Consider the following 23,109-nt stretch of genomic DNA (forward strand, 5'->3'; position numbering starts at 1 on the left):
CAGAGCAGAGCAGAGCAGAGCAGAGCAGAGCAGAGCAGAGCAGAGCAGAGCAGAGCAGAGCAGAGCAGAGCAGAGCAGAGCATCAACTATTGTGGGTAGGGGGCTGACAGCGCAGATGGTTGGTGTCAGGTGAGATCACACCAATGAGCCTGCTCCGCGTCTTGGGAGAAAATCAGATAGCAAGAAGGGAGCCGGAGGCTCCCTTCTTTGTTAGCGGTAACTTGATGGCTGCTAGAACCAGAAGCCGATGATAAAGGAGCCTGCCAGCGTCAGCATCACGTTGGCCACCGCATAGGTCCCTGCGTAGCCAAGCGCCGGAATGGAGCTGTTGGCGGCCTCGTTAACCACATCCATGGCGGGGGCGCAGGTACGGGCACCTGTGATGGCGCCGAGCAGCAGGGCCGGGTTCATCTTCAATACCCAGACCCCGAACAGGTAGCCGACCAGTACCGGCAGCGTCGTGACCAGCATACCGGAGAAGAGTACCACGGCACCCACTTCGCTCAGGTGATCCAGAATGCCGCCACCCGCCTTGAGACCGGTGCTGACCATAAAGACCGCCAGACCAAGATCCTTGGCCAGTCGCAGGGCGCCCGGGGGCACGTAGCCGACCGTCGGGTGGTTGGCCCGCAGATATCCCATCAGAATGCCTGCCAGCAGCAGACCGACTGCGTTGCCGAGGCCAAATTCAATCTGGCCGAACACCAGCGAGACAGAACCGATCAGCAGCCCCAGCACGAAGAAGGTGGTGAAGGCCACCAGATCCGTGGTCTGGCTGTGGATACTGATAAAGCCGATCTTGTTGGCCAGCAGTTTAACCCGCTGTTTTTCGCCGCTGATCTGCAGCACGTCGCCTTTTTGCAGCATGATGTTGCGATCGAACGGCATCTCGATCTGGGAACGCACCACCCGGTTGAGGAAGCACCCCTTCTCGGTCAGGTTGAGTTCCACCAGATGACGACCCACCACGGAGTCGTTCTTTACCACTATCTCTTCGGTGACGATCTGCAGGTCGAGCAGGTTGCGATCAAACACTTCTTTACCGTTGCGGTAATTGACGTCCAGCTTCTCGTGGCTCTCGGGATAGCCCACCAGCGCGATCTCATCCCCTTCCTGAATGACGGCATCCCCATCAGGACTGGCGAGAATGCCGTTGCGGCGGATCCGCTCCACATAACAGCCGGTGTGGGGGTAGATGCCGGTCTCGCGCAGGGTGCGGCCGCCAATCCAGGCTGCCAGCTCGGGACCAACCCGATAGGCGCGAATGATGGGCAGGTAGGTCTTGCGACTGTCGCTGTCGGATAGACCCCGCTCACGGGCAATTTTTTGCGCTTCGGTGTTGAGATCGAGCCGTGCCAGCGAAGGGAGGTATCGCACGACCAGCATCAGGCCAACCAGACCCACCAGATAGGTCAGGGCGTAGCCGATACCCATGTTGTCGAGCACCGCCTGCATATCGGTCTGATGGGGCAGGTTGAGCAGGCCACTGCGCAGGGCATCCTGGGCACCGACCAGCGCAGGGGTCGAGGTGAGCGATCCCGCCAGAATGCCGGCCGCCATCCCGGGCCCCAGATTGAAGAACTTGGCCAGTCCTACCGTCAGGAAGAGGGCGGTCAGCAGGATCACCAGAGTCAGGGTGATGTAGTGGATGCCATCGCGCAGGAAGACACTGAAGAAGTGGGGCCCCGCTTCGATCCCCACGCAGAAGATGAAGAGCATGAAGCCGACGTTCTCGGTCGTGGCGGTGAACTCGAAGCCCATCTGACCAAACAGCAGGGCGGTAAACAGCACACCTATGGTGTTGCCAATCTGAAAGTTGCCAATCCGTACCTTGCCAAGCAGCAGGCCAAAAGCCAGCACTACGAAGAGCAGCAGGGAGTCGCTTTGATGTAGCAGTGTCACAAAGTCTATGGTCATGCCCGGAAAAACCGAGGAAAAAAGTGGGGCCGATATTGTGCCGGATCTATCCCCAATAAAGAAGCGCAAGGGTGCGATTAATCGGAAGTTATCGGACGCTATTTAATGAGCAGGCGGCGGGATAAGGGGAGCATCGGAAAAAAGCAGGTGATTTTTGCTCTCCTTCCCGTTGTCAATTAGTGAAACATGCTGGTTGCAGCCGGGCTTGCACTGTCATGGGTGAGATTTTAGATTCTGCTGTCTAGCGCTTCGCCACAGAGCGGTTTCAGCAGATTCAACCTGGGGATCTCTTGGTCGTAAAAGAGTCAAATGACGAGATACTAGCGTCATTCCCATATGGGGAAAGGGCTGGCAAAAAGATATCTCCGGAAAGTGCCAATAGAGCCTGTTAATCAACAGTTACAGAGGGTGGGACAAAACAGAATAAAATCAGGTTAGCCTGTAAAATGGTCTCCTGTTGCAGGGGATAACAGGCAATCCCGCGTCCTGACAGGGCTTGCTGCACTTACCCACAGAATCTGTGGATAACCCTGTTTATGAAACTTGTTCATCGCCCTGAAAGCCGCGCCAGCACTGGGATGCAAGGGCTGTTCAAAAAATACCGGAAGAAAAATGTTTGTATAAAAATCAAATAGTTAGATGCGACAGGAGAAAACTCTGTCGAGCCGGGGCGGGTAACAAAAGGGAGCGTCAGCAGCAAGAAGGATCTTGTGCATTAAAATTGGCAGAAGAGGGCACTAAAGTGGATAACTTGCACCGAGATGGTGAGGAATTGGCTCCCCCGACTGGACTTGAACCAGTGACATACGGATTAACAGTCCGCCGTTCTACCGACTGAACTACGGGGGAACATCAGGCAAGGAGGAGCATCATACAGAAGGTGTCCTGGGTGGTCAAGCCATTCGCGGGATGATGGCACGGGTGTACCGCTGCCAAACCCTCGGTTACACTGCTCCTTTGCTGTTTTGTGTCGGGAGTGTTCATGAGCAAATTGTTCAAGTTAGCCAGCCAGTTTCAACCCGCCGGGGATCAGCCCGCGGCGATTGCCCAACTGCTGGATGGCATCGAGTCCGGCCTCGCCCACCAGACCCTGCTCGGGGTGACCGGTTCGGGCAAGACCTTCACCATGGCCAACGTCATCGCCACCCTGAACCGCCCGACCATGATCCTGGCTCCCAACAAGACCCTGGCCGCCCAGCTCTATGGCGAGATGAAGGAGTTCTTCCCCGACAATGCGGTGGAGTATTTCGTCTCCTACTACGACTACTACCAGCCCGAAGCCTATGTGCCGACCACCGACACCTTTATAGAGAAGGATGCCTCGATCAACGATCACATCGAGCAGATGCGATTGTCGGCCACCAAGGCGCTGCTGGAGCGGCGCGACGTGGTGATTGTCGCCTCGGTGTCGGCCATCTATGGTCTGGGGGATCCCCAAGCTTATCTAAGCATGATGCTGCATCTCAAAGTGGGGGATGTGATCAACCAGCGGGATATCCTGCGTCGCCTCGCTGAGCTGCAGTACACACGCAACGACATGGCGTTTCAACGCGGCACCTTCCGGGTGCGCGGTGAAGTGATCGACATCTACCCTGCCGAATCGGACAAGTTGGCCCTGCGGGTAGAGCTGTTTGATGAAGAGGTGGAGCGCCTCTCCCAGTTCGATCCTCTGACCGGCGCCATCGAGCAGACGGTAGTGCGCTACACCATCTATCCCAAGACCCACTACGCCACCCCGCGCGAAACCATTCTGGGGGCTATCGAGCATATCAAGGAGGAGCTGCGCAGCCGCCGCGAGCAGCTGTTGTCCCTCAACAAGCTGGTGGAAGAGCAGCGCATCAGCCAGCGTACCCAGTTCGACATGGAGATGATGCAGGAGCTGGGTTACTGCTCCGGCATCGAGAACTACAGCCGCTACCTCTCCGGCCGTGCGCCGGGGGAGCCGCCGCCCACCCTGTTTGACTACCTGCCGGGGGATGGCCTGCTCATCATAGACGAGTCTCACGTCACGGTGCCGCAGATCGGTGCCATGTTCAAAGGGGACCGCTCCCGCAAGGAGACCCTGGTGGAGTACGGCTTCCGGCTCCCCTCGGCGCTCGACAACCGGCCGCTCAAGTTCGACGAATTTGAAGCGCTGATGCCGCAGACTGTGTTTGTCTCGGCGACTCCCGGCCCCTACGAGCTGGAGAAGTCCGGCGGCGATGTGGTGCAGCAGGTGGTGCGCCCAACCGGCTTGCTCGATCCGGAGATCGAGGTGCGTCCGGTGACCACGCAGGTGGACGATCTGCTCTCCGAGATCCGCAAGCGGGTCGCCGTCGAAGAGCGGGTGCTGGTCACGACCCTGACCAAGCGGATGGCGGAAGACTTGACCGAGTATCTGGCGGAGCACGACGTCAAGGTGCGCTACCTCCACTCCGATATCGACACGGTCGAGCGGGTGGAGATCATCCGCGATCTGCGCCTCGGCAAGTTCGATGTACTGGTGGGCATCAACCTGCTGAGGGAAGGTCTCGACATGCCGGAGGTGTCGCTGGTCGCGATTCTGGATGCAGATAAAGAGGGCTTCCTGCGCTCGACCCGCTCGCTGATCCAGACCATCGGTCGGGCGGCGCGTAACCTCAACGGCAAGGTCATTCTCTACGGCGATACCATCACCAACTCGATGAAGGTCGCCATTGAGGAGACCGAGCGGCGCCGCGCCTTGCAGCATGCCTATAACCTCAAGCATGGGATCACCCCCAAGGGGCTCAATAAGTCCATTGGTGATGTGATGGACATGGGCGGCAGCCGCACGGCAGGCAAACCTGGCAAGGGGATGCGCAAGGCGGCCGAGCCGCAAGGGGAGTACCATGTCCGCTCTGCCAGCGAGATTGCCAAAGAGATCAAGCGGATGGAGGAGCAGATGTTCCAACATGCCCGGGATCTGGAGTTCGAACAGGCGGCAGCACTGCGGGATCAGATCCAGCAGTTGCGCAGCGAGTTGATCGAGTCATGAGCCGCAAACGCTGGCTGATTTGGCAACGACTTCGTCGTCTCTATCATGGTTTTCGCCATCCCGGTACCCCCTGGTGGGCGAGGGGACTGGTGATCCTTATCCTGCTCTATGGCATTAGTCCGGTGGATCTTATCCCTGACGTGGTGCCCTTGCTGGGTTGGTTCGATGACGTGACCCTGCTGCTGGTGTTGCTGTGGGGTTGGGAGCGTTGCCTTCCCCCCGCAGTGCGCAGCGATCTGGAACAGGCCTCCTAGTTCACCTTTTCAACACCACGCTCGACATCACTCTGTGCGCTCCCACCCTCGAAGGAAGCGGAAAAACGGTTTCATTTGAAGGTGGGCGCTGCGGGATGAAAAAGAGGCTGGCCGGTGATTGTCGCCCGAATGGCATTGGCGTAGACTCCACGCCGTTCACTTTATGGGTATGGAAAAAATGGATCTGATCCTCTTTGCAATCGACTTTATCCTGCACGTTGACGTGCATTTGAAAGAGCTGTTCGAGAACTATGGCGTCTGGGTTTATGCAATCCTGTTTCTGATCATCTTCTGTGAAACCGGGTTGGTAGTGACGCCGTTCCTGCCGGGTGACTCCCTGCTGTTTGCCGCCGGTGCGCTTACCGTGGGCAGCGTGCTGGACGTCCATACCCTGGCGGCCGTGCTGATCATCGCTGCCGTGCTGGGCAACGTGGTCAACTATACCATTGGGCACTTCTTCGGCGAGCAGCTGTTCCGCAACCCGGACTCCAAAATCTTCCGCCGGGATTATCTGGAGAAGACCCACGCCTTCTATGCCAAGCATGGTGGCAAGACCATCATCATCACCCGCTTCCTGCCCATCGTGCGTACCTTTGCGCCGTTCGTGGCAGGGATGGGGGCCATGACCTATCCGCGCTTCCTGGCGTTCAACTTGGTTGGCGGCCTGCTGTGGGTACTCTCCTTCGTTTATGCCGGTCACTTCTTTGGCAATCTGCCGGTGGTGCGTCACAACTTTACCCTGCTGATCTTCGGCATCATCGGTATCTCCCTGTTGCCCATGGTAATTGGCGCGGTCAAGGCCAAGATGAGTACAGCCAAGGCATAATCAGAAATACGGTCAACCAGAACGAGAAGGGGGAGCCATAATGGCTCCCCCTTTTTATCTCCACGCGGGCATGACACTCAGTTGCAGCAGCGCCCTTTCACCAGATTGCCGATGGCCACTACGGTGAAGACCAACAGGTAAGCGGCGAAGATGACGACCAGCCACTGGGGCATGGAGTAACCGAAGAACTGCCAGGTGATCTGGGCACAATCCCCTTCCGGCATAAAGAGCCAGGGGAGCCACTGATCGAGCGGAGCCCAGCTCGGGAAGTCGGCAAACGGGCTGCAGACGTTGAACGGGGAGGGGTTAACCTGATAGTCCACATGCTTGAGGGCCAGCTGGAAGCCACGGAAGGCACTGTAGCCCCACAGCAACATGGCACTCCAGCGAACATACCACTTATCCGGCGCCACCATGCCGAGCAGACCAGCGGCCAGCACACCCAGGGTCGCCAACCGTTCGTAAACGCACATCACGCACGGGGAGAGGCCCAGCACATGCTGGAAGAAGAGGGCGCACAACTCGAGGAACAGGGCTGATGCTGCCAACAGACCCCAGGCCAGCCGATGGGCGGCGATACGGCGGAGAAACTCGATCATCTCATTGATCTCTCAGAAAAAACAGTGGCTGAATTAGAGCAGAGCGGAACCGAAAAGAAAAGGGCCCTGAAAGGGCCCTCGGAAACCGTCGCAATGGATTAATGCAGCGCCGGCTGTACCGCTGGCAGCGCACTCTCCATCATCAGCCATCCATGCTGATAGAACCACTCGGTGGCAGGACCAAGCAGCAATTCGACAGAGAAAAAGCCGATCAGCCCCAGCACCAATGTGTAGGGCAGCGCCATCCAGACCATGCGGCCATAGGAGAGACGCAGCAGCGGCGCCAATGCCGAAGTGAGCATAAACAGGAAGGCGGCCTGACCATTGGGGGTGGCGACTGACGGCAGATTGGTACCTGTGTTGATAGCTACCGCCAGCAGATCGAACTGGGCGCGGTCGATGGCACCATTGAGCATGGCCGTCTTCACCTCATTGATGTAGACGGTGCCGACAAAGACGTTGTCACTGACCATGGAGAGCACCCCGTTGGCCAGATAGAAGAGGGCCAGCTGGTTCTCCGGTTTGGCTGCCAGTACCAGCTCGATCACCGGCTTGAACAGCTGCTGATCGATGATGACGGCGACCACGCTGAAGAAGACCGCCAGCAGGGCGGTGAAGGGGAGTGCCTCCTGGAAGGCTTTACCCAGCGAGTGCTCCTCGGTGATCCCGGTCAGGGAGGTGGCCAGCACGATGACCGAGAGACCAATCAGGCCAACGGCTGCCAGGTGCATGGCCAGACCGACGATCAGCCAGACCGCAATCAATGCCTGAACGATCAGCTTGGCCTTGTCTTGCGGGCTGCGTTTTGCCTCTTCGTAGCGGTTGTACTCCTCCATGATGGCACGCACCGTGTCCGGCAGGCGGGCGCCATAGCCAAACCAGCGGAACTGCTCCACCAGCACGCATGTCAGCAGACCGCAGATAAAGACGGGGACGGTCACAGGGGACATACGAATGGCAAATTCAGCGAAGTTCCAGCTGGCTTGCTCGCCGATGATGAGGTTTTGCGGCTCGCCCACCAGGGTGCAGACACCACCCAGCGCGGTACCGATGGCGGCATGCATCATCAGGCTGCGCAGGAAGGCGCGAAAATCATCGAGATCCTGGCGATTGAGCTCGGCGACTTCCTTATCATCGGTATGGTCATGGCTGTGACCAAACTCCTTGCCGGACGAGACCTTGTGATAGATGGCATAGAAACCGGTGGCGACGCTGATCACCACGGCAATCACGGTCAGGGCATCGAGAAAAGCTGACAGGAAGGCGGAGACCAGACAGAAGGAGAGGGAGAGCAGGATCTTGGAGCGTACGCCGATCAGCAGCTTGGTGAAGACATAGAGCAGCAGCTGCTTCATGAAATAGATGCCTGCCACCATGAACACCAGCAACAGCAGCACCTCGATATTGGCGACCAGCTCGTGCTTGACCTGATCGGCGGAGGTCATGCCGATCAACACGGCTTCGATCGCGAGCAGACCACCCGGTTGCAGAGGGTAGCACTTGAGGGCCATGGCCAGGGTGAAGATAAACTCAACGACCAGTAACCAGCCCGCAATGAAAGGATCAAGGTGGAAGGCGATCGGATTGATCACCAGAAATAGCAAGATGGCGCTTTTATACCACTGTGGTGCATTGCCCAAGAAGTTCTTGGCGAATGCCTGCCCTAGGCTTATTGGCATGATAATGGGTCTCAACTTTGTTGTTAGGATCTGCTTCTATGCAGTCAAGGATGATTCGACCTGTGCCTCCGGATGTTGGCCTTTATCTGTCTGATTCCTCGTGATTTTAATCAAAAAGCGTGACGATTATAAATGATAGCCGATGGATCTCTGCCCATCTGTCTGTTTTACAACCACCTTGTCGGGGTTGGCTGGCTCCCTCGTGGCGATTAGATACATATTCCCAACACTATATTTGCCATATGTGAGCAGAGGACTGACCTTATGCTTGCCAGCCATCATCGCTTTGATATCATTCGTCAGCCTTTTTACGCATTACAACAGAGTCAATTCATGGTTATAAAAGCGCAGAGCCCAGCTGGGTTTGCCGAGGAATACATCATCGAGTCCATCTGGAACAATCGCTTTCCTCCCGGATCTATTCTGCCCGCCGAGCGTGAATTATCCGAGTTGATCGGGGTGACGCGGACTACCTTGCGCGAAGTGCTGCAGCGACTGGCCCGTGATGGCTGGTTGACCATACAGCATGGCAAGCCGACCAAGGTGAACAATTTCTGGGAAACCTCCGGCCTCAATATTCTGGAGACGTTGGCCCGTCTGGATCAGGACAAGGTACCTGATCTGATAGCTCAGCTGCTCTCCGCCCGTACCCATATCTGCACCATCTTTATCCGCGGGGCGATCCGTCACAATCCAGAACAGGCCGCCGAGATCCTGCGTGGCGCCGATGGGGTCGAGAACAACGCACAGGCTTATGCCGAGTTCGATTATCGCCTGCACCACCAGCTGGCGTTTGCTTCCGGCAATCCGATCTACGCCCTGATCCTGAACGGTTTCAAAGGGTTGTACAGCAGAGTCGGCAGCTACTACTTCTCCGACAAGCAGGCTCGCGAGACCGCAGATGCCTACTACAAGACCCTGCTCAATCTGGCCGAGACCAAGAACCACGAAGCCGTGTTCATGACGGTGCGTCAGTACGGTATCGAGTCCGGCAAGCTGTGGACCCGCCTGCGTCAGGACATGCCAAGCGATCTGTGCGACAACTGATCCCTTGCCTGTGCTGTCCAAGAAACGCGCCATCCGGCGCGTTTTTTTATTCTGCTGTGTTTGTGTCTATCCTTGACTGGCGGTGGTAATTGCTTGAACTGCATGGATATTTGGCCAAAAAGCTTGATCCAGCGCAAATGAACCCTGCATTTATCACTTTGGTGGCATAGGACCCAACCGCTGATTGAGGTCAAATGGAGGCATCAAGAGCGGAGCCAATATCCGCCAGAAGGAACACACCTTTCACCGGATGAAGGACACAACAATGAGTCTTCTTGAACACACCATCTGGACAGTACTGGGATACGGGGCCATGCCCTTTATCTTTCTGAGCGGATTCGTGGCGGTGGCAGTGACCTGTTGCATGCTGCTGAATGCGTTCGGGGTACAGTCCGCCGAGAAGTGAGTCGCTTCTCCATGCCGCCAAATGCCAGTCTTCGGACTGGCATTTGTTTTTTGTGTCTTTTAAAGCACTTATCCCGGCAGGGAAGGGGAAATCTTTGGTCAGTATGGTCGAACCTGCCGCCGATTTTGATTACACTGGCGCCCGTATTTCCCACTCACCCTTCTCTTATCAGGTGTTCAAGGTTTTCTATGGCTCTCAAGGCAACCGTATTCAAGGCCCAGATCAGTTTGTCTGATATGGATCGCAATCTGTATCAGGACTTCTCCCTCACGCTGGCACGCCACCCCTCCGAAACCGATGAGCGGATGATGATCCGGCTGGCGGCCTTTGCCTGGCACGCCGCTGAGCGATTGGAATTCACCAAGGGATTGAGCGCCGATGACGAACCCGAGCTCTGGTGCAAGAACTACTCGGACGAAATAGAGCTCTGGATCGAGCTGGGCCAACCCGATGAAAAACGGCTTAAAAAAGCCTGCAACCGCGCCCGTCAGGTGGTGCTCTACCTCTACGGCGGTCGTGGCACCAGCGTCTGGTGGAAGCAGAACCAGGGCAAGCTGAGCCAGCATGACAACCTCAGCATCATCGAACTCTCCGACAGCCAGACTCTGCCGCTCACCGCTATGGTCGAGCGTACCATGCAGCTCACCTGCACTATTTCCGATGGTCAGCTTTGGGTCAGTAACGGCGCACTGGAAGTGACGCTGGATCCGGTGGTACTGATGGGCAAACCGGCCCGCGAACTGTAACGGACGCCGCCCATGTTCAGCGCCTTGCTCAATATCGTCATCCCGGTGTTCGGTGTGGTCGGGCTCGGCGCACTCTACGGGCGATTGCGACCGGGGGCCGCCCTCGGTTACGTCAATAGGGCCAATATCGAACTGTTTACCCCGGCGCTGGTCTTCTCCGCGCTGGTCAAGTATCCGCTGGCGCTGGCGGAGCATATGCCGCTGATTGCGGCGGGGGCGCTGGTTATTTTGTTACCAGGTCTGCTGCTCGCGCAGCTCAAACTCCAAGGAATTGAGCGGGCAGCGCTGATCTTGCCCGCCATGTTCCGAAATACCGGCAATCTTGGTATCCCCTTGATGGTGCTGGCATTTGGCGAGCAGCAACTGGGGGCCATCGTGATCCTCTTTGTGCTCTCCAATCTGCTGCACTTCTCGTGTAACCCATCACCAAGAATGAAAAACCGGGAGCTGGCGAAAACAAGTGGGAGATGGCGGGACAAACTCAGGAATGGCGGGGCTTGTGGCGTGATGCGGTTAAACCAAGCCGTTTAACCGCAAAATGAAAACTTTAGAGTCAGGCAGCGAGTCGATGCACTGAAAATGAAAAATGTAGTGATTGCTGCCTAGAGCCATTTAAATAATTACTGGCCAGATAATATCAGCAGCGGGGTATCACAAAATCAGATAGTTACAGTTAAAAAAAGTCGTGCCCTGCCCAGACTACCTTGCCGATCACGGCCAGGTTTTCCAGCTGATTGGCTGGAACGACCTGCAGGGGGTAATCATCGCGGTTGTCGCTGATGATGGTGATCCCGCCATCGAAGTTTTTCTGCAGGCGCTTGGCGTAGAGCTCTTCTCCCAGGCGCAGCACGAAGATGGATCCGTCTTCGATCTGATTCTTGCTGATATCGACCAGGATAGAGTCACCAGAGTGGATGGTGGGCTCCATGCTGTCGCCTTTGGCGAAGACCACCACCAGGTTATCCGGGTTTAACTTGCGAAACGTGAGCCACTTGCGGCGGAAGGCCAGCTTGCGTTTAACCTCATGATCATCATTAAACGCACCATGGCCGGTACTGACGGTGACATGGTAGCCATCGATCAGCGCGTACTCCTCATCAAACTCCTCACGTTGCACCATCTGCTCGGCCGTTCCATCGGGGTGTTTCGGGCCCTGACCGGTGGCCAGCCACTCCAGATTCACATTGAACGTCCGCGCGATGCGCAGCGCCTTGTCGATGGTGGGCAATGAACTAAACGGAGGGAAGTATTTGCGCATCCCCGACTCACTCATCCCCACCAGTTCGGCAAATGCCTTGTAGCTCAGGCTCCCGCGCAGCTCATCCAGACGGTCACTCAGAGTATCCATTCCCGCCGTCAGAAAAGATACCTCACCGTCTTTTTGTACTGCTTGTGGTTTTTCTTCATAACGCTCTGACATACAAGGAATTCTCGGCTAGTGGCTGATGCTGGTGAGTCGATAGACAAAAAATTCCGCACAAAAAGACTTGTCAATCTTTTTGGGGGGATCAATCATTCATATGTGACGCGTTGCGACATGAAATCATTCTTTTATGAAAGATAAAGATACGCACTGCGACACTTGATGATACCGAAACGGGGTGAGTATGTCAGGGAAAACACCAGAGTGGATCAGGGCTGAGCTCATAAAATGCGGATATTCCCAAGCTGCTTGGGCCCGCGCTAAAGGGTTGCACCCCCGAGCCGTACAGCGTTGCATCAAACACTATGCTCCGGCCAGAGGGATTAGCCCCAAGCGTCGGGAAAGCCGCGCCATCATGGCCCTGCTGTCCGAGTCGCTGGGGATCGACCTGCTGGGAGGTGACCAATGAGCAGCTGGTACACCGCCCAGGCGCTGGCCGGATTGGTTGGCATGCCCGCTTACCCCGATGGTGTGCGCAAAAAGGCCGAGCGTGAAGAGTGGCAAAGCCGCAAGCGCGAGAAAGGCAAAGGGGCCGAATACCACATTGGCTCACTGCCGATTGAAACCCGCCGTTATCTGGCAGAACAAGCTGTGGCTGCACAAGGCCATGCGGTGACCGACCATGCAGCGGGTGGCAAGGCCATGGCCAAGTTGCTGGCGCGCGAGGTGCCAGTCAAACCGGAGGCTGGCCGCAAATTGCTGACTTTGGGGGAGGGGGCTCGCCAGAAGGTCGATGCCAGACTGCTGATCCTGCAGGCTGCCGATATCTTCCTAGCCCCCTATCACGCCTGCCAGCAAGGGGAGGTGGGTCGCCGCGCCTTTATCGAGGCATACCGTGCCCGCATCCTGCAGTTGCCAGCCAGCGTCTATGAGCGGCAAAAGCCATTCAGTCTGATCACCCTGCGCCGCTGGCAAAGTGCGCTGGCGGATGAAGGCCCCGCAGCTCTGGCTGGCAACTATCAGCGGGAGCGACCATCAACCGTCGAGCAGAGCCCAGATCTGGCCCAGTTTCTCACCGCCTTGGTCACCACCAAGCCCCATCTGGCCAACAAGTGGGGGGCGCTGCACGAACTGGCCAGCCAATACAGCGACATGAATCAGCTGGGATGGCAGATCCCCAGCCAATCCTCCTTGCGTCGCTGGATGGTGAAATGGTTGGCAGAGAACAAGGTGGCCTTTACCTATACCACCAACCCGGATGCCTACAACAACAAATACCGCAGCGCGATCGAGGAGATGTACCCCTGGATGGCCCAGCCCAACGACGTCTGGGAGTTCGATAGCACCCCGGTCGATGCCATGTTGGTGGATGGTCGCCACAGCATCATCGCCGTGATCGACGTGTATACCCGTCGCGTTCGTCTGCTGGTGGCCAAGAGCTCATCGAGCGAGGGGATCTGCCTGCTGCTGCGCAAGACTCTGTTGGCTTGGGGCACGCTCAACGATAACGGCGTGATGCGCACCGATAACGGCTCTGACTACGTGAGCCAGCGAGTTATGTCCATCTGCACCCTGCTTGGTATGAACCTCAGCCGCTCCAACGCCTACTCGGGGTGGGAGAAACCCCATATCGAGCGGTTTTTCCGCACCTTGAGCCACGGCCTGATCGAGCTGTTGCCCTCCTATATCGGCCACTGCGTGGCAGACCGTCAGGTGATCGAGGCGCGCAAGAGCTTTGCCCAGCGGCTGGAGGAGAAGCGCAAACCGGATGCGCAAAAAGAGATTTACGAGCTGGCCATGACGGCAGCAGAGCTGCAAACCCTGCTCGATAACTGGCTCGATGCCCGTTACCACAACCGCAAGCACAGTGCCCTTGGCATCAGCCCCAATGAAAAGTACCAGTTGGCCCGTTATCAGCGCCGCGCCATTCCCGATGAAGCTGCGCTGGATCTGTTGCTCAACCATATCGGCGAGGCGACCGTTTCCAAAGGCTTTATCAAGGCCGGTGGCCTCAAATACAGCGCCCCCGAACTGTTGGAGCACAACTGGAAGAGCCAGCGGGTCAGCGTGTTTCTCGATCCGTGCGATGTGGGCCGCGCCATCTTGTACCGCACGGTGACTGGAACGAGCGGATCGAGGCCATCAACATCGACCTGCTGGGCAATGGCATCAGTCCCGATGCCTTCCGGGCGGCCAAAAAAGCCGATGCCAAGGCGCTGGCCAGTTTTCGCCGCGAGATGCGCAACCTTGCCAAGACCTTTGGCATCGACCAGCTCCATCAGGATGTGGTGCGCCACTTCGTCGATCAGGCCAAGGGTATTGAAGCGTTCAGTCGGCGCGATCTCACCCTCGATAACCCGGCATTGGCCGCGCTCACCGGGGTTTCAACCCCCGCTGAACCCGCCCGTTTCAATGCGGCAGAGCTGGCCGCCATAGAAGCCAGACGAGAAGCGAAAGCGCAGCGGGCGCAAGCCATCGCAGGGCAGGAATCGAGAGCACTCAAGACCGAGTACGAGCAAGCCATCTATCTGGCAGAGCGGGAGCTGGATACCCCGCTGACAGAGCGGGAGAAGGAGTGGCTGACCCGATACCTCTACAGCCACAAGCTGATGGCAAAACGCATTAACCGCCATCTGGATGAAGTTCGGGCTACCCGCCGCACCCAGGCAAAAGGTTAGCGAATAGCCCGAAAAGGCCCAAAAACAAAGGACAAACCCACTATGAAACACAAGATCGTTGAAGTCAAAAACATGCTCAAGACCGAGCAGCTGCTCGACAACTTGCTCAACCGCTCCAGCATAGTGCCGGGCATTGGCCTGATCCATGGCCCCTCCGGCTTTGGCAAGACCACCGCCGTGGAGTGGCTGTTCAACCAGGACGAAGTGAACGGCATCTATGTCCGCTGCTACAAGGCCGACACGGTGACCAGTCTGCTGGAGCAGATTGCCAAAGAGATCGGCATTCCCCAGCGCCACAACCTGCGTGCTCAGGTCGATAGCATCATCGAATCCGTCCGTGCCGAAGAGCTGGCCATCTTCGTGGACGAGGCCGATTACGTGGTCGGCAATGCCCGCATCATGGAGACCCTGCGCGATATCTACGATGCCACCGAACAACCCCTGATCCTGGTCGGGATGGAAGAGATTGCCCGCCGCATCAGCCAGCGCAAGCAGCTGTTTAACCGCATCTCCCAGTGGATCGAATTCAAACCGGCCGATCTCGATGACGTGTCCCTGATTGCCAGCGAAATGCTGGAGGTGGACGTGGAGATCGACGATGCACTGCTGGATCTGATCCGCAAGCGTTCCAATGGCGTGGTGCGCACCATCGTCTCGGCCCTCGACAAGATTGAAAAAATGGCGATGGCCTCTGATGCCCGGATTATCCGGCTGGAGGACGTTGACGCCAGCGAGCTGCTCCATGACGTGCGTCGCAGCCGCTAGCCGTCAGGCTACAGCCAATAAAAACAAAGCACGGGAGGGATTCCAGTGGTTGATACAAAAGCAACGCTAATGACGTTGCAAGCCTGGGAATGGATGTGCCAGCAAGAGACTTTTCTGATCAAGGACGTGATCGCCGTGACGGGAATGTCTGAGGCACATATCTACAAGGTCGTGCGTGACTGGTTGGCCGCTGGCCACCTCATTAAACACCCGGACGGCGTGGTATCCCGCCCGGCCTATTTCAAAGTGGTTAGCGCCCAATACGTGCCACCGATTGGCAAAAGCAGTGGCCAGAAGCGGCCCAAATGCAAGAACAAGCGCAAAACCAATCAACAGAAAATGTGGAACACCATGAAGATCAGCCGCTTCTTCACCCTGACAGACCTGATGCTGACGGCAGAGACGGGTCAGAAACAAGCCTGGTTTTACACCGATAGGTTGGTGAAAGCCGGTTACGTCAAAGTGCTGTTCAAAGTTGACAGTTTGCTGCCTGTACCCGCCAGACACGGCCTGACAGGACGCTATCAGCTGGTCCGGGATACAGGCCGTTATGCCCCGCTGTGTCGTGACCATGGTTGCTGGGATCAAAACCAGCAGCAGTTATACCCGTTCCAACGGGAGGAGGAGACACATGGAAACGTGGCTTGAGGTGTTGCAGGCCGAAGTGGCGGCCAGTTCGCTGGCCCAGGTGGCCGAGAAGCTCGGGCTCTCTCGCACCACCATCAGCCAGGTCTGCAACGAAAAGTATCCCGGCGATATGGCAAGGGTACAGACCCTGGTGGAAGGGGCCCTGATGGGCAACAAGGTGAGGTGCCCCATCCTGGGGGATATCCCGGCCCATCAGTGTCTTGCTCACCAACGCCGTGGCCCGAGCGAAGTGGGTAGCAGTCCAATGGATATCAAGCTCTGGAAGGCATGCCGCAGCGGTTGCCCCCATAGCCAGCTGACCGAGGCGCAGCAACTGCGTCGCCCGATGCGGTTATCTGTAGAGCAGGGCAAAGGGGCGCAGAAAACGGCTCGCTATGACGCCGAGGCCACCCTCTCCAGATTGCGCCGTCAGGCCAAAAGCGATGGCGACAATGCCAGCAGCAGCCTGCGCATTCTAAGTGAATTGCTGGCCGAAGAGCTGAAAATCATGGCCATCAAATACAACCGACTGCTCGACAAGCAAGAAGGCAAATAAGGGTTGGCGGGGCTCTTTCGCGGTGGGCCCGGTGACGAGATCACAAGGAGAACGGGATGAAAAAGCATCTGCACAGCAATTTGCAAAAGACCGCCGAGCAACTCAGCCACTGGCTGACGGCCAAGGGATATGACGTTCGCACCAGTCGGGTTTGCCATACCCCGCTGCTGGCGGTCACCGGGCCACTGCCCAAAGAGATGCAAGCGCGCGCCGTGTTGAGCCGTGAATGTCTGGCGGGCGTGGTGCGCGAAGTCGCCCTAGTGCGCTTTGGCGGCTGCCTGCTGCACTGGCGCCAAGAATCCTGAAACTGGCCAGGGGGATGAGATGAGCAAGATCCAGCTTGAGATAGAAGACGAGGCGCTGGCGCGGGTGGTGCTGCGCCAGTTACCCAAGTTTCTCGAATTCTGCAGCGCGACCCATCAGGAGGAGCTGGCGAGCGCGACAGCAGAGCAGTACAGCGCCGTGATGTGCCCTCCGGTGCCCGGTAGCAACAAGATCCATTAAGGAGAAGTCCATGCAAGAAGCACAAACCAGCAGTACCACCCCGATGCGCCAGAACGCTCAGGGGCACTGGGTACCGGAAAGCCTGATCGCCCCGGCAGACAAGCTGCGCGATGAAGTTGTGATGGGCATCATTGCGGCAGCTCGCGAGCAACGCGCACAGCTGGCCGCCTTCAAGATTGGCGCCATGCAACAGATCGCCGACTTTGTGGACCTCTCCGCCGAGCAGTACGGCGTGGCGTGGGGCGGTACCAAGGGCAACGTGACCCTGCTCAGTTTTGATGGCCGTTACAAGCTCATTCGGGCAGTGGGGGAGCACCGCAAATTTGATGAACGGATCCAGGCCGCCAAAGCGCTAATTGACCAGTGCATCGAACGTTGGAGCGATGGCGCCAGCAGCGAGATCCGCGCTCTGGTAGACCATGCCTTTCGGGTATCCAAGAGCGGTCATATCGACGTGAATCAGGTGCTCTCCCTGCGCCAGCTCAATATCGATGACCCGGATTGGCTGTTGGCCATGCAAGCCGCTGTCGATGCCATCCAGGTGACCGGCACCAGCCAATATCTGCGGCTCTACGAGCGTGACGCTCACGGGCGTTACATCCAGATGAGCCTGGATCTGGCCAAGGTATAGGGAGGAGGCGTGATGGAAATCAACGTGGAAAAAGCCGAAGAGCAACTGCTGCTCTGTGAGCAGATCACCGAAACAGAGGGCACCTGCTACCCCGACGACACCTATGAGGATGGCATCAAGGCCGCCCTGCTCTGGGCGCTGGGGCTGGGGCCTGCCCCCCTCAATGCCGAGGAGTATCAAGGGGTGACGCCACTGCAGTTCGAGTAATGGCCCGCTGCGAAACAGGGCGGCACTGCCGCCCTGTCTACCCGGTGTGGTTGCCGGGTACTGATGAGCAACCAAACGATCTGGGCCCAGGTCTTCACCGTCTTGATACAAGGAGCACGGCGATGACCAAAACAGAGATGGATATTCGGCTTACCAAGATATTCAGCAGCGCAGCCATTGCACTGGCGGCCGCTGAAAAACGGGCTGTGTGCAAACAGCTCAAACAGTTTATTAGAGAGGCCCGCGCCCAGGGGTTATTTGCCCTGGCGGGGGAAGCAAGCCAGATGCGCTGGCAACTGGTGGCTGAACTGCAGCAAGCCAGAACGGTGGCGCTGGAGGCCAGTCATGGCCATGTCTAACTGGCAACGACTACTGGCCTACGTGATGAAGTTTGGCAACCTGAGCCAGCAGCAGGCAGAGCAGTGGCTCGATATCCATTGCCCTGAATGGCGTAGTGGGCCTGACGTGATGGCGGCCGGGCAAATCTGGATGAAAAAGACGGGGAGGGGGAATTGAACACCTTAGCTAACAATCAGCAAAATGCTGCGCAGGGTGGTGATCGTACCCGCCTGATCCGTCTGGTTCAGGTTGGCAGGCGCACCCTGGGGCTCGATGAGGAGACCTATCGGGCGTTGCTGGAGCAGCAGAGCGGCAAGCGTTCGGCGGCCGAGTTGACGATCCCGGAGCTGGACAAGGTGCTGCTGGCCATGAAGGGGGCAGGGTTTAAACCGACGGTTAAACGCCCTGTTAAAGTGGCTGTTACAGCGGGAGGGCACAAGCGTTTAAGCCCGGCCCGTGGGGCCCATGCCAAAACCGCCGAGATAAACGTGATCCGGGCTGTATGGATCACCATGCACCGCCATGGTCTGTTGCGCGATGGCAGTGAGACGGCATTGAATCACTACGTTGAGCGGCAAACGGTGCGGCTTAACAACGGCATCGGCGTGGCAGAGGTGGCCTGGCTCACCGATGGGTTGGCTTACCAGGTGCTTGAGTCGCTGAAGAACTGGCACAAGCGGGAGCTGGTTGCCCGCCTTGTCGCGGCCAATAAAACCGTCCCCACCAATGGGAAGTCCGGGCGAGTGGCCGGTTATCAGGCCGTTGTGGCGGCGTTTGAGGAGATGAATGATGGACGCTAACGCTGAGAATCTGGACTTGTTCGCCGATGATCATGAGTCGCTGGGGCAGCTTGTCGATCGACTGGATCAGATCCCGACCACCGAACTGACGGCCAAATGGCCCAAAGCCCTGGCCGAGTTGGTCGATGTGCTGGCCTGCGAGTTGGTCAGAGGGGGAATGGAGCCGGATCTGGCCAAGGCTCAGGCCCGCAAGTTGGCGCTGGTACAGGCCCATTACATGGGGGGCCGTGCCTACTACATCCCCACCGGGGATCATCTCAAGGCCGCGTTGCGTGACCGGGCCATCTGGGACGAGTTCAATGGGCGGAATATCGATGTGCTGGCTCGCAAGCATGGCCTCTCGGTGCCACAGACCTATGCGGTGGTGGCCGAACAGCGTGAACTCAACCGGCGACGGCATCAGCTCGATATGTTTGGGCATCTTTAGCGATAAGAGTCACAGTAAATGCAGAACCCCGTGCAAGCGGGGTTTTCATTTAGGATGGACTCATTTAACGTCAGGTAAATTTATTGAGATGTGAGTAAAGAATGGATAACCGGACGATTGGTGATGCAGGGGAATACTTGGTTGCGTTTCATCTCAGCCGACGTGGCCTGTCTACGGCGCTAATGAATGCTGGCACCAAGGGGGTGGATATGTTGGTGACCGATGATGGTAAAAGCGTGGTCAGCATTCAGGTGAAGTCATCTCAAGGTAAAAGCCAGCCGAGGCAATGGATGGTCGGCAAGCACCAGCCTAGCCCTTCAGCAAATTTCTTTTATGTTTTTTGCAATATTTGGGAAGATCTCCAGCGTGAGCCTGAGATGCTAGTGGTGCCCAGTGAGCACGTTAGCCGCTCGGTGGATTGGAATTCCAAAGTGCCCTTGTTCAAAATTCAGTCAGAAGAAAAAGAGAAATACCAGGACAACTGGGATCAAATACTGCGATGCTTTAGCAAGCAACTGGATTGAATGATCAGGATATTTCAATGAGATTTTAGCTTGCTGGTACCCCAGACCTATGCGGTGTGTGGGAGTAGAGAAAATTGCTGCATCTTGGGTGCCAAAGAGATGTGTTTGAGGGAGAATATAGAAGCAAAATGGGAGTAAAAAAGTGATGCTATTATATAAATATACTAGTCGTTGGAAGGACTTTATTAAAAACCATCAGTTGAGATTCACACCTCCGTGCGATTTAAATGACCCCTTTGAAGCTACCCCCCCACTTATAGATGTTCTGAGTCAGGATTATTACCCCCAATCAGGCGTTAAGGATGAGACAAGGGCAATATATTTTAATGGCATTATTCGCTCACAAAGTAAAAATGCCCACAGTAGCCGCATGCCGGCAGTCAGAACTCTTGGTGAACAGGGTATTCTATCATTATCAAGATGTGAACCTCTCAACTCCAATGCGAATTTATTATGGGCTCATTATGCAAATCAATACAAAGGTATAGTTATTGAGTTTGATGCTGGAGACGATTTTTTCAATGGATACCAACCCGTTGACTATAGTAATGAGCGGCGTCTCTGTAGCAAAAATTCACTAGCAGATGTATTTTATAAAAAACATCCATCTTGGATATATGAAGATGAAGTGAGAGTTGTTAGGGCTCTGAAAGATGCTAATTCATTTTATTATAAGAGTGCCAATTGTGATGAAGCTCAGAAGTTCGAGTTAGGTGACTCACAACACAAAGGAAAATCACTTGATTCACCAAGTTATTTTTGCTGCTTTGATGTACCTGAAGTGGCAATAAAACGTATTTACTTAGGTGTTTATATGCCTTTGGACGATAAGGTGGAACTATTCGGTTTGGCACAGGAACATCTCAAAAACTGTATAGTTATGGATACAATGATTGATGAGAACTCCTATGCTCTGCGAACCCAAGTATTTTTCCCTGAAACGGCTAGTCGTATAGGCGGTGGTTGGGCCTAAGTGATAAGTTCTAACCCACCATAAACCCATGCCATAGAGGCCCCTCGGTACGCTGCGGATAACGCAGTAAGTCGAGGGGCCTTTATGTTGCCTGATACTTTTTCTTCCGCGCTTGCCTGGTTGCTTCGTCCCGATGTGGAAGGGGGCGAAGTCAACCATCCCGCCGACCGTGGTGGTCATACCAAGTACGGCATCGCCGATGCTGCCGATGGCAAGAAGGACGGCATGGCCGACCTCGATCGGGATGGGGTACCCGATATCGCTATCGGTGATTTGACCCCGGCCCATACCGAGCCCTTTTACCGCCAGAACTACTGGGCGCCCGCCCGCTGTGACCTGATTGCGAGCTTAAGCCCGGCCCTCGCTATCGCCGTGTTTGATGCAGCGGTGCATCACGGGCCGCAACGCGCCATCCAACAGCTGCAACAGGTCTTGGGGGTGATGGCAGATGGCCGCCTTGGCCCGGTGTCGATTGGCAGACTCAAGCAGCAACTGGGCGCCAAGGGCGAGGGCCAGTTGTTGCTGGCGCTGATGATGCAGCGGGCCAGCTTCATGCACGGCATTGTGCGCAAAGACCCGAGCCAGTGGGCCAATGCCGATGGCTGGATCAACCGGCTGCTGCGTCTGCAGGGCTACCTCCTTTCTGACGTGGTTGGCGAGGTGGTGGCATGAGCGTGCTGACCATCAAGCAACAGAAGGCGGCGTCCGCGATCCAGGCTGCGGGCTGCTTTGGTATCCCTGAGCTCAAGAACCCCCGTTATCTCGCTTGCTTCAAGGATGGGCGCAAAGCCCATCTCAAGGCCGCTCTGGCCGGTGCGGATCTGGAGGCCATCCCGCTCTACAGCCATCACGCCACTCGCCAATCCCTGTTTGCCCAGGGCTGGCGGTCGGTGGGCGAGCTGGATCGCCTGCGGGCCCGTGCCCGTCATTCCCAACCTCAACAAAAGGAACTCCATCATGCCTGATTCCCTGTTACCTCAAGCGAAGTCTGCCTTCAAAAGCCGCACCGTGATCGGTGGTGTGATTGCCGTGGGGGCCGGTATTGCGGGCCTGTTCGGTGTGCCGGTCGATGCGGGTACCCAAGCCAGCCTGGCATCCACCCTGGTGGATCTGGCCAGTGCGGTGGGTGGCCTGCTCGCCATCTGGGGCCGGATCAAGGCGACCCATACCGTCCGTTAAAACACTGTTTGAGCCTGTTCCAGTAGGCGTTATTGGCGCAGCCAGTTTGGTCTCGGACAGCGCGCAGAAACCGCAGCGTACATGCAGTACGTGAGGCTTTCGAGCACTGCCCAGGGCCAAAATGGCAAGTGAAATAGCCTAATGGGATGGGCTCCGGGAGAGGTCATGTGACAGACCATATAGACCGCGCCCAGCAGGCCGATGCCGATCGGACTGGGCGCATTATCGAAGCCCACCAGAACAGGGCAAGGCCACACGGTGATGGTATCTGCTGCGATTGTGACGAAGCCATCCCGACCTCCCGCCTTGCAGCCGAGCCTGGTGCCGAGCGCTGTATCGAGTGCCAGACCCTGTATGAGCGCAAGGAGGCGACCCGTGTGGGAATTCATCGTTAAGAACTGGGGGCCTCTTTATGCATTGGCCAGCCTGGTGGGTCTGGTGGTCATCATCTTGCTCTCCAAAACCTACGCCAAGCGCGAAGACCTCACGGCCCTGGTGCAGAGAGTCCAGCGGGTGGAGCAGGTACTGGCTGATCTGCCGAGCGAGCGTGAGCTGCACAAGCTGCAGTTGGAGATAAGCGAATTGCGAGGGGAGCTGCGGGAGGTAAAGCCGGAGCTGCGCCAAGCCCGTCGCCTTGCCGATCTGCTATTGGAAAATGAGCTCGCCGCCGTACAGAAGGAGAAGCCATGAGCATTCAACAAATTCTGTTATGTGGGGCCCAGCAGTGTTTTACCAGGCTGCCGTTACCAATCGCACTTAAGGAGAAGGCATGAGCATTCAAGCGATATTGGACGCCCAGCAGCGGCTGGTGATCTTGCGCTCCCTGCTGGATATAGGTGGTGCCGCCAACGAGTCAATCCTCAATGACTGCCTTGACCAGCTGGGTACCGGCCGGGTGACACGGGATCGGGTGAAGACCCTGCTGGCTTGGCTGGAAGAGCAGGGGCTGGTGCGCATCGAGCAACTGGCCACGGTGCAGGTGGCTCACCTGACCGGTCGGGGGCAGGACGCAGCAGAGGGCCGGGCAGCGGTGCCCGGCGTCAAGAAGCCCAGGGCGGAGGATTAAG

At 56.9% G+C, this 23,109-nt stretch carries 31 protein-coding genes, 1 tRNA gene, 1 other RNA gene and 1 pseudogene; 29 read left to right on the top strand and 5 right to left on the bottom strand.

The features are described 5' to 3' along the window. Positions 1 to 231 precede the first annotated feature (231 nt). Both G5358_RS03800 and G5358_RS03805 read right to left on the bottom strand, forming a co-directional pair. Complete coding sequence (locus G5358_RS03800) at positions 232 to 1,917, bottom strand: aspartate:alanine antiporter (RefSeq protein WP_033115819.1); 1,686 nt, start codon at positions 1,915 to 1,917, stop codon at positions 232 to 234. Between the two features lie 773 nt (positions 1,918 to 2,690). Continuing rightward, positions 2,691 to 2,766: transfer RNA gene (locus G5358_RS03805), tRNA-Asn, on the bottom strand. A gap of 133 nt (positions 2,767 to 2,899) precedes the next feature. Here G5358_RS03805 and uvrB point away from each other — a divergent pair. From uvrB to G5358_RS03820, 3 genes are all read left to right on the top strand, one after another. Then, a complete protein-coding gene (gene uvrB, locus G5358_RS03810; RefSeq protein WP_042080860.1) occupies positions 2,900 to 4,912 on the top strand; it encodes an excinuclease ABC subunit UvrB in 2,013 nt (670 codons plus the stop codon). Further along, positions 4,909 to 5,166 carry a YkvA family protein gene (locus tag G5358_RS03815; protein ID WP_013723683.1) on the top strand — a complete coding sequence of 86 codons (258 nt, stop codon included), beginning with the start codon at positions 4,909 to 4,911 and terminating at the stop codon, positions 5,164 to 5,166. The genes uvrB and G5358_RS03815 overlap by 4 nt, the downstream gene beginning before the upstream one ends. Positions 5,167 to 5,344: 178 nt before the next feature. Beyond that, positions 5,345 to 5,992, top strand: coding sequence for a DedA family protein (locus tag G5358_RS03820; RefSeq protein WP_041202713.1), 648 nt, complete (start codon positions 5,345 to 5,347; stop codon positions 5,990 to 5,992). Positions 5,993 to 6,069: 77 nt separating this feature from the next. On the opposite strand, the gene dsbB is transcribed toward G5358_RS03820, so the two are convergent. Together dsbB and nhaB are read right to left on the bottom strand one after the other, a co-directional pair. Beyond that, positions 6,070 to 6,591 carry a disulfide bond formation protein DsbB gene (dsbB, locus tag G5358_RS03825; protein ID WP_005336895.1) on the bottom strand — a complete coding sequence of 174 codons (522 nt, stop codon included), beginning with the start codon at positions 6,589 to 6,591 and terminating at the stop codon, positions 6,070 to 6,072. A gap of 98 nt (positions 6,592 to 6,689) precedes the next feature. Then, a complete protein-coding gene (gene nhaB, locus G5358_RS03830) occupies positions 6,690 to 8,270 on the bottom strand; it encodes a Na(+)/H(+) antiporter NhaB (RefSeq protein ID WP_421323632.1) in 1,581 nt (526 codons plus the stop codon). Positions 8,271 to 8,603: 333 nt separating this feature from the next. On the opposite strand from nhaB, the gene fadR reads away from it, so the two are divergent. The 4 genes and pseudogenes from fadR to G5358_RS03850 all read left to right on the top strand — a co-directional run. Continuing rightward, positions 8,604 to 9,317 (top strand): fatty acid metabolism transcriptional regulator FadR, encoded by a 714-nt coding sequence (gene fadR / locus G5358_RS03835; protein ID WP_026034983.1) that lies wholly within the window; start codon positions 8,604 to 8,606, stop codon positions 9,315 to 9,317. Between the two features lie 265 nt (positions 9,318 to 9,582). After that, positions 9,583 to 9,723: a TIGR02808 family protein gene (locus tag G5358_RS03840; protein ID WP_005345965.1), complete on the top strand. Its 141-nt coding sequence runs from the start codon at positions 9,583 to 9,585 to the stop codon at positions 9,721 to 9,723. Positions 9,724 to 9,911: 188 nt separating this feature from the next. Beyond that, positions 9,912 to 10,469 carry a YaeQ family protein gene (locus G5358_RS03845; protein ID WP_005336887.1) on the top strand — a complete coding sequence of 186 codons (558 nt, stop codon included), beginning with the start codon at positions 9,912 to 9,914 and terminating at the stop codon, positions 10,467 to 10,469. Between the two features lie 12 nt (positions 10,470 to 10,481). Continuing rightward, positions 10,482 to 10,883 (top strand): annotated as a pseudogene (locus G5358_RS03850) (AEC family transporter); the annotation flags it as partial. 259 nt (positions 10,884 to 11,142) lie between these two features. Here the strand turns inward: G5358_RS03850 and G5358_RS03855 are convergent. Beyond that, positions 11,143 to 11,889 carry a LexA family transcriptional regulator gene (locus tag G5358_RS03855; RefSeq protein ID WP_421323633.1) on the bottom strand — a complete coding sequence of 249 codons (747 nt, stop codon included), beginning with the start codon at positions 11,887 to 11,889 and terminating at the stop codon, positions 11,143 to 11,145. Positions 11,890 to 12,297: 408 nt separating this feature from the next. On the opposite strand from G5358_RS03855, the gene G5358_RS03860 reads away from it, so the two are divergent. From G5358_RS03860 to G5358_RS03965, 22 genes are all read left to right on the top strand, one after another. Continuing rightward, complete coding sequence (locus tag G5358_RS03860; RefSeq protein WP_421323634.1) at positions 12,298 to 14,268, top strand: DNA-binding protein; 1,971 nt, start codon at positions 12,298 to 12,300, stop codon at positions 14,266 to 14,268. Further along, positions 14,196 to 14,510 (top strand): hypothetical protein, encoded by a 315-nt coding sequence (locus G5358_RS03865; RefSeq protein ID WP_421323635.1) that lies wholly within the window; start codon positions 14,196 to 14,198, stop codon positions 14,508 to 14,510. Before G5358_RS03860 ends, G5358_RS03865 begins: the two co-directional genes overlap by 73 nt. Positions 14,511 to 14,552: 42 nt before the next feature. Then, entirely contained in the window at positions 14,553 to 15,275 is a 723-nt protein-coding gene (locus G5358_RS03870) for an AAA family ATPase (RefSeq protein WP_421323636.1), read from the top strand. 69 nt (positions 15,276 to 15,344) lie between these two features. After that, on the top strand, positions 15,345 to 15,923 hold the full coding sequence (locus G5358_RS03875; protein WP_421323637.1) for a hypothetical protein: 579 nt from the start codon (positions 15,345 to 15,347) through the stop codon (positions 15,921 to 15,923). Continuing rightward, a complete protein-coding gene (locus tag G5358_RS03880) occupies positions 15,907 to 16,458 on the top strand; it encodes a transcriptional regulator (RefSeq protein ID WP_005353402.1) in 552 nt (183 codons plus the stop codon). Before G5358_RS03875 ends, G5358_RS03880 begins: the two co-directional genes overlap by 17 nt. A gap of 56 nt (positions 16,459 to 16,514) precedes the next feature. Beyond that, positions 16,515 to 16,763 (top strand): hypothetical protein, encoded by a 249-nt coding sequence (locus G5358_RS03885; protein ID WP_005353401.1) that lies wholly within the window; start codon positions 16,515 to 16,517, stop codon positions 16,761 to 16,763. Between the two features lie 19 nt (positions 16,764 to 16,782). Then, a complete protein-coding gene (locus tag G5358_RS03890; protein ID WP_029300298.1) occupies positions 16,783 to 16,962 on the top strand; it encodes a hypothetical protein in 180 nt (59 codons plus the stop codon). A 10-nt stretch (positions 16,963 to 16,972) separates the two neighbouring features. Continuing rightward, positions 16,973 to 17,593, top strand: a complete 621-nt coding sequence (locus G5358_RS03895; RefSeq protein WP_421323638.1) for a DUF3164 family protein — start codon at positions 16,973 to 16,975, stop codon at positions 17,591 to 17,593. Positions 17,594 to 17,605: 12 nt separating this feature from the next. Then, on the top strand, positions 17,606 to 17,800 hold the full coding sequence (locus G5358_RS03900; RefSeq protein WP_005345945.1) for a hypothetical protein: 195 nt from the start codon (positions 17,606 to 17,608) through the stop codon (positions 17,798 to 17,800). 7 nt (positions 17,801 to 17,807) lie between these two features. Further along, positions 17,808 to 17,877, top strand: an RNA gene (locus G5358_RS03905) — hammerhead ribozyme type II. Positions 17,878 to 17,922: 45 nt separating this feature from the next. Then, positions 17,923 to 18,159, top strand: a complete 237-nt coding sequence (locus tag G5358_RS03910) for a hypothetical protein (protein WP_376890660.1) — start codon at positions 17,923 to 17,925, stop codon at positions 18,157 to 18,159. Continuing rightward, a complete protein-coding gene (locus tag G5358_RS03915) occupies positions 18,146 to 18,316 on the top strand; it encodes a hypothetical protein (RefSeq protein ID WP_323952351.1) in 171 nt (56 codons plus the stop codon). Before G5358_RS03910 ends, G5358_RS03915 begins: the two co-directional genes overlap by 14 nt. Further along, positions 18,313 to 18,939, top strand: a complete 627-nt coding sequence (locus tag G5358_RS03920; RefSeq protein WP_421323639.1) for a gp16 family protein — start codon at positions 18,313 to 18,315, stop codon at positions 18,937 to 18,939. Before G5358_RS03915 ends, G5358_RS03920 begins: the two co-directional genes overlap by 4 nt. Then, complete coding sequence (locus G5358_RS03925) at positions 18,926 to 19,366, top strand: Mor transcription activator family protein (RefSeq protein ID WP_421323640.1); 441 nt, start codon at positions 18,926 to 18,928, stop codon at positions 19,364 to 19,366. Before G5358_RS03920 ends, G5358_RS03925 begins: the two co-directional genes overlap by 14 nt. 101 nt (positions 19,367 to 19,467) lie before the next feature. Beyond that, positions 19,468 to 19,890, top strand: a complete 423-nt coding sequence (locus G5358_RS03930; protein ID WP_421323641.1) for a hypothetical protein — start codon at positions 19,468 to 19,470, stop codon at positions 19,888 to 19,890. A gap of 145 nt (positions 19,891 to 20,035) precedes the next feature. Further along, positions 20,036 to 20,863, top strand: coding sequence for a DUF2971 domain-containing protein (locus G5358_RS03935; RefSeq protein ID WP_421323664.1), 828 nt, complete (start codon positions 20,036 to 20,038; stop codon positions 20,861 to 20,863). Between the two features lie 84 nt (positions 20,864 to 20,947). Beyond that, on the top strand, positions 20,948 to 21,535 hold the full coding sequence (locus G5358_RS03940; RefSeq protein WP_421323642.1) for a glycoside hydrolase family 108 protein: 588 nt from the start codon (positions 20,948 to 20,950) through the stop codon (positions 21,533 to 21,535). Continuing rightward, a complete protein-coding gene (locus tag G5358_RS03945) occupies positions 21,532 to 21,828 on the top strand; it encodes a hypothetical protein (protein WP_337072321.1) in 297 nt (98 codons plus the stop codon). Before G5358_RS03940 ends, G5358_RS03945 begins: the two co-directional genes overlap by 4 nt. Continuing rightward, complete coding sequence (locus G5358_RS03950; RefSeq protein ID WP_005353373.1) at positions 21,821 to 22,042, top strand: hypothetical protein; 222 nt, start codon at positions 21,821 to 21,823, stop codon at positions 22,040 to 22,042. Before G5358_RS03945 ends, G5358_RS03950 begins: the two co-directional genes overlap by 8 nt. Positions 22,043 to 22,209: 167 nt before the next feature. Beyond that, the gene (locus tag G5358_RS03955) at positions 22,210 to 22,437 is read left to right on the top strand and encodes a TraR/DksA C4-type zinc finger protein (protein ID WP_245096749.1); all 228 of its coding nucleotides are present in this window, start codon (positions 22,210 to 22,212) and stop codon (positions 22,435 to 22,437) included. Beyond that, positions 22,418 to 22,732 (top strand): DUF2730 family protein, encoded by a 315-nt coding sequence (locus G5358_RS03960; protein ID WP_016350122.1) that lies wholly within the window; start codon positions 22,418 to 22,420, stop codon positions 22,730 to 22,732. The genes G5358_RS03955 and G5358_RS03960 overlap by 20 nt, the downstream gene beginning before the upstream one ends. A gap of 79 nt (positions 22,733 to 22,811) precedes the next feature. After that, positions 22,812 to 23,108, top strand: a complete 297-nt coding sequence (locus G5358_RS03965; protein ID WP_421323643.1) for an ArsR family transcriptional regulator — start codon at positions 22,812 to 22,814, stop codon at positions 23,106 to 23,108. The last annotated feature ends 1 nt before the right edge of the window (position 23,109 follow it).

The sequence above is a fragment of the Aeromonas sp. 604176 genome (assembly GCF_049170755.1).
Classification (GTDB): Bacteria; Pseudomonadota; Gammaproteobacteria; order Enterobacterales; family Aeromonadaceae; genus Aeromonas; species Aeromonas veronii_A.

Bases quoted from the DNA above. Each gene is read 5' to 3' on its own strand.
- G5358_RS03885 (WP_005353401.1), top strand. From the start codon at position 16,515: ATGAAAAAGCATCTGCACAGCAATTTGCAAAAGACCGCCGAGCAACTC.
- G5358_RS03945 (WP_337072321.1), top strand. From the start codon at position 21,532: ATGAGCGTGCTGACCATCAAGCAACAGAAGGCGGCGTCCGCGATCCAG.
- G5358_RS03815 (WP_013723683.1), top strand. From the start codon at position 4,909: ATGAGCCGCAAACGCTGGCTGATTTGGCAACGACTTCGTCGTCTCTAT.
- G5358_RS03910 (WP_376890660.1), top strand. From the start codon at position 17,923: ATGACCAAAACAGAGATGGATATTCGGCTTACCAAGATATTCAGCAGC.
- G5358_RS03950 (WP_005353373.1), top strand. From the start codon at position 21,821: ATGCCTGATTCCCTGTTACCTCAAGCGAAGTCTGCCTTCAAAAGCCGC.
- uvrB (WP_042080860.1), top strand. From the start codon at position 2,900: ATGAGCAAATTGTTCAAGTTAGCCAGCCAGTTTCAACCCGCCGGGGAT.
- dsbB (WP_005336895.1), bottom strand. From the start codon at position 6,591: ATGATCGAGTTTCTCCGCCGTATCGCCGCCCATCGGCTGGCCTGGGGT.
- G5358_RS03845 (WP_005336887.1), top strand. From the start codon at position 9,912: ATGGCTCTCAAGGCAACCGTATTCAAGGCCCAGATCAGTTTGTCTGAT.
- G5358_RS03940 (WP_421323642.1), top strand. From the start codon at position 20,948: ATGTTGCCTGATACTTTTTCTTCCGCGCTTGCCTGGTTGCTTCGTCCC.
- G5358_RS03895 (WP_421323638.1), top strand. From the start codon at position 16,973: ATGCAAGAAGCACAAACCAGCAGTACCACCCCGATGCGCCAGAACGCT.
- nhaB (WP_421323632.1), bottom strand. From the start codon at position 8,270: ATGCCAATAAGCCTAGGGCAGGCATTCGCCAAGAACTTCTTGGGCAAT.
- G5358_RS03925 (WP_421323640.1), top strand. From the start codon at position 18,926: ATGATGGACGCTAACGCTGAGAATCTGGACTTGTTCGCCGATGATCAT.
- G5358_RS03870 (WP_421323636.1), top strand. From the start codon at position 14,553: ATGAAACACAAGATCGTTGAAGTCAAAAACATGCTCAAGACCGAGCAG.
- G5358_RS03860 (WP_421323634.1), top strand. From the start codon at position 12,298: ATGAGCAGCTGGTACACCGCCCAGGCGCTGGCCGGATTGGTTGGCATG.
- G5358_RS03965 (WP_421323643.1), top strand. From the start codon at position 22,812: ATGAGCATTCAAGCGATATTGGACGCCCAGCAGCGGCTGGTGATCTTG.
- G5358_RS03875 (WP_421323637.1), top strand. From the start codon at position 15,345: ATGACGTTGCAAGCCTGGGAATGGATGTGCCAGCAAGAGACTTTTCTG.
- G5358_RS03900 (WP_005345945.1), top strand. From the start codon at position 17,606: ATGGAAATCAACGTGGAAAAAGCCGAAGAGCAACTGCTGCTCTGTGAG.
- G5358_RS03820 (WP_041202713.1), top strand. From the start codon at position 5,345: ATGGATCTGATCCTCTTTGCAATCGACTTTATCCTGCACGTTGACGTG.
- G5358_RS03800 (WP_033115819.1), bottom strand. From the start codon at position 1,917: ATGACCATAGACTTTGTGACACTGCTACATCAAAGCGACTCCCTGCTG.
- G5358_RS03890 (WP_029300298.1), top strand. From the start codon at position 16,783: ATGAGCAAGATCCAGCTTGAGATAGAAGACGAGGCGCTGGCGCGGGTG.
- fadR (WP_026034983.1), top strand. From the start codon at position 8,604: ATGGTTATAAAAGCGCAGAGCCCAGCTGGGTTTGCCGAGGAATACATC.
- G5358_RS03840 (WP_005345965.1), top strand. From the start codon at position 9,583: ATGAGTCTTCTTGAACACACCATCTGGACAGTACTGGGATACGGGGCC.
- G5358_RS03855 (WP_421323633.1), bottom strand. From the start codon at position 11,889: ATGTCAGAGCGTTATGAAGAAAAACCACAAGCAGTACAAAAAGACGGT.
- G5358_RS03935 (WP_421323664.1), top strand. From the start codon at position 20,036: ATGCTATTATATAAATATACTAGTCGTTGGAAGGACTTTATTAAAAAC.
- G5358_RS03880 (WP_005353402.1), top strand. From the start codon at position 15,907: ATGGAAACGTGGCTTGAGGTGTTGCAGGCCGAAGTGGCGGCCAGTTCG.
- G5358_RS03915 (WP_323952351.1), top strand. From the start codon at position 18,146: ATGGCCATGTCTAACTGGCAACGACTACTGGCCTACGTGATGAAGTTT.
- G5358_RS03930 (WP_421323641.1), top strand. From the start codon at position 19,468: ATGGATAACCGGACGATTGGTGATGCAGGGGAATACTTGGTTGCGTTT.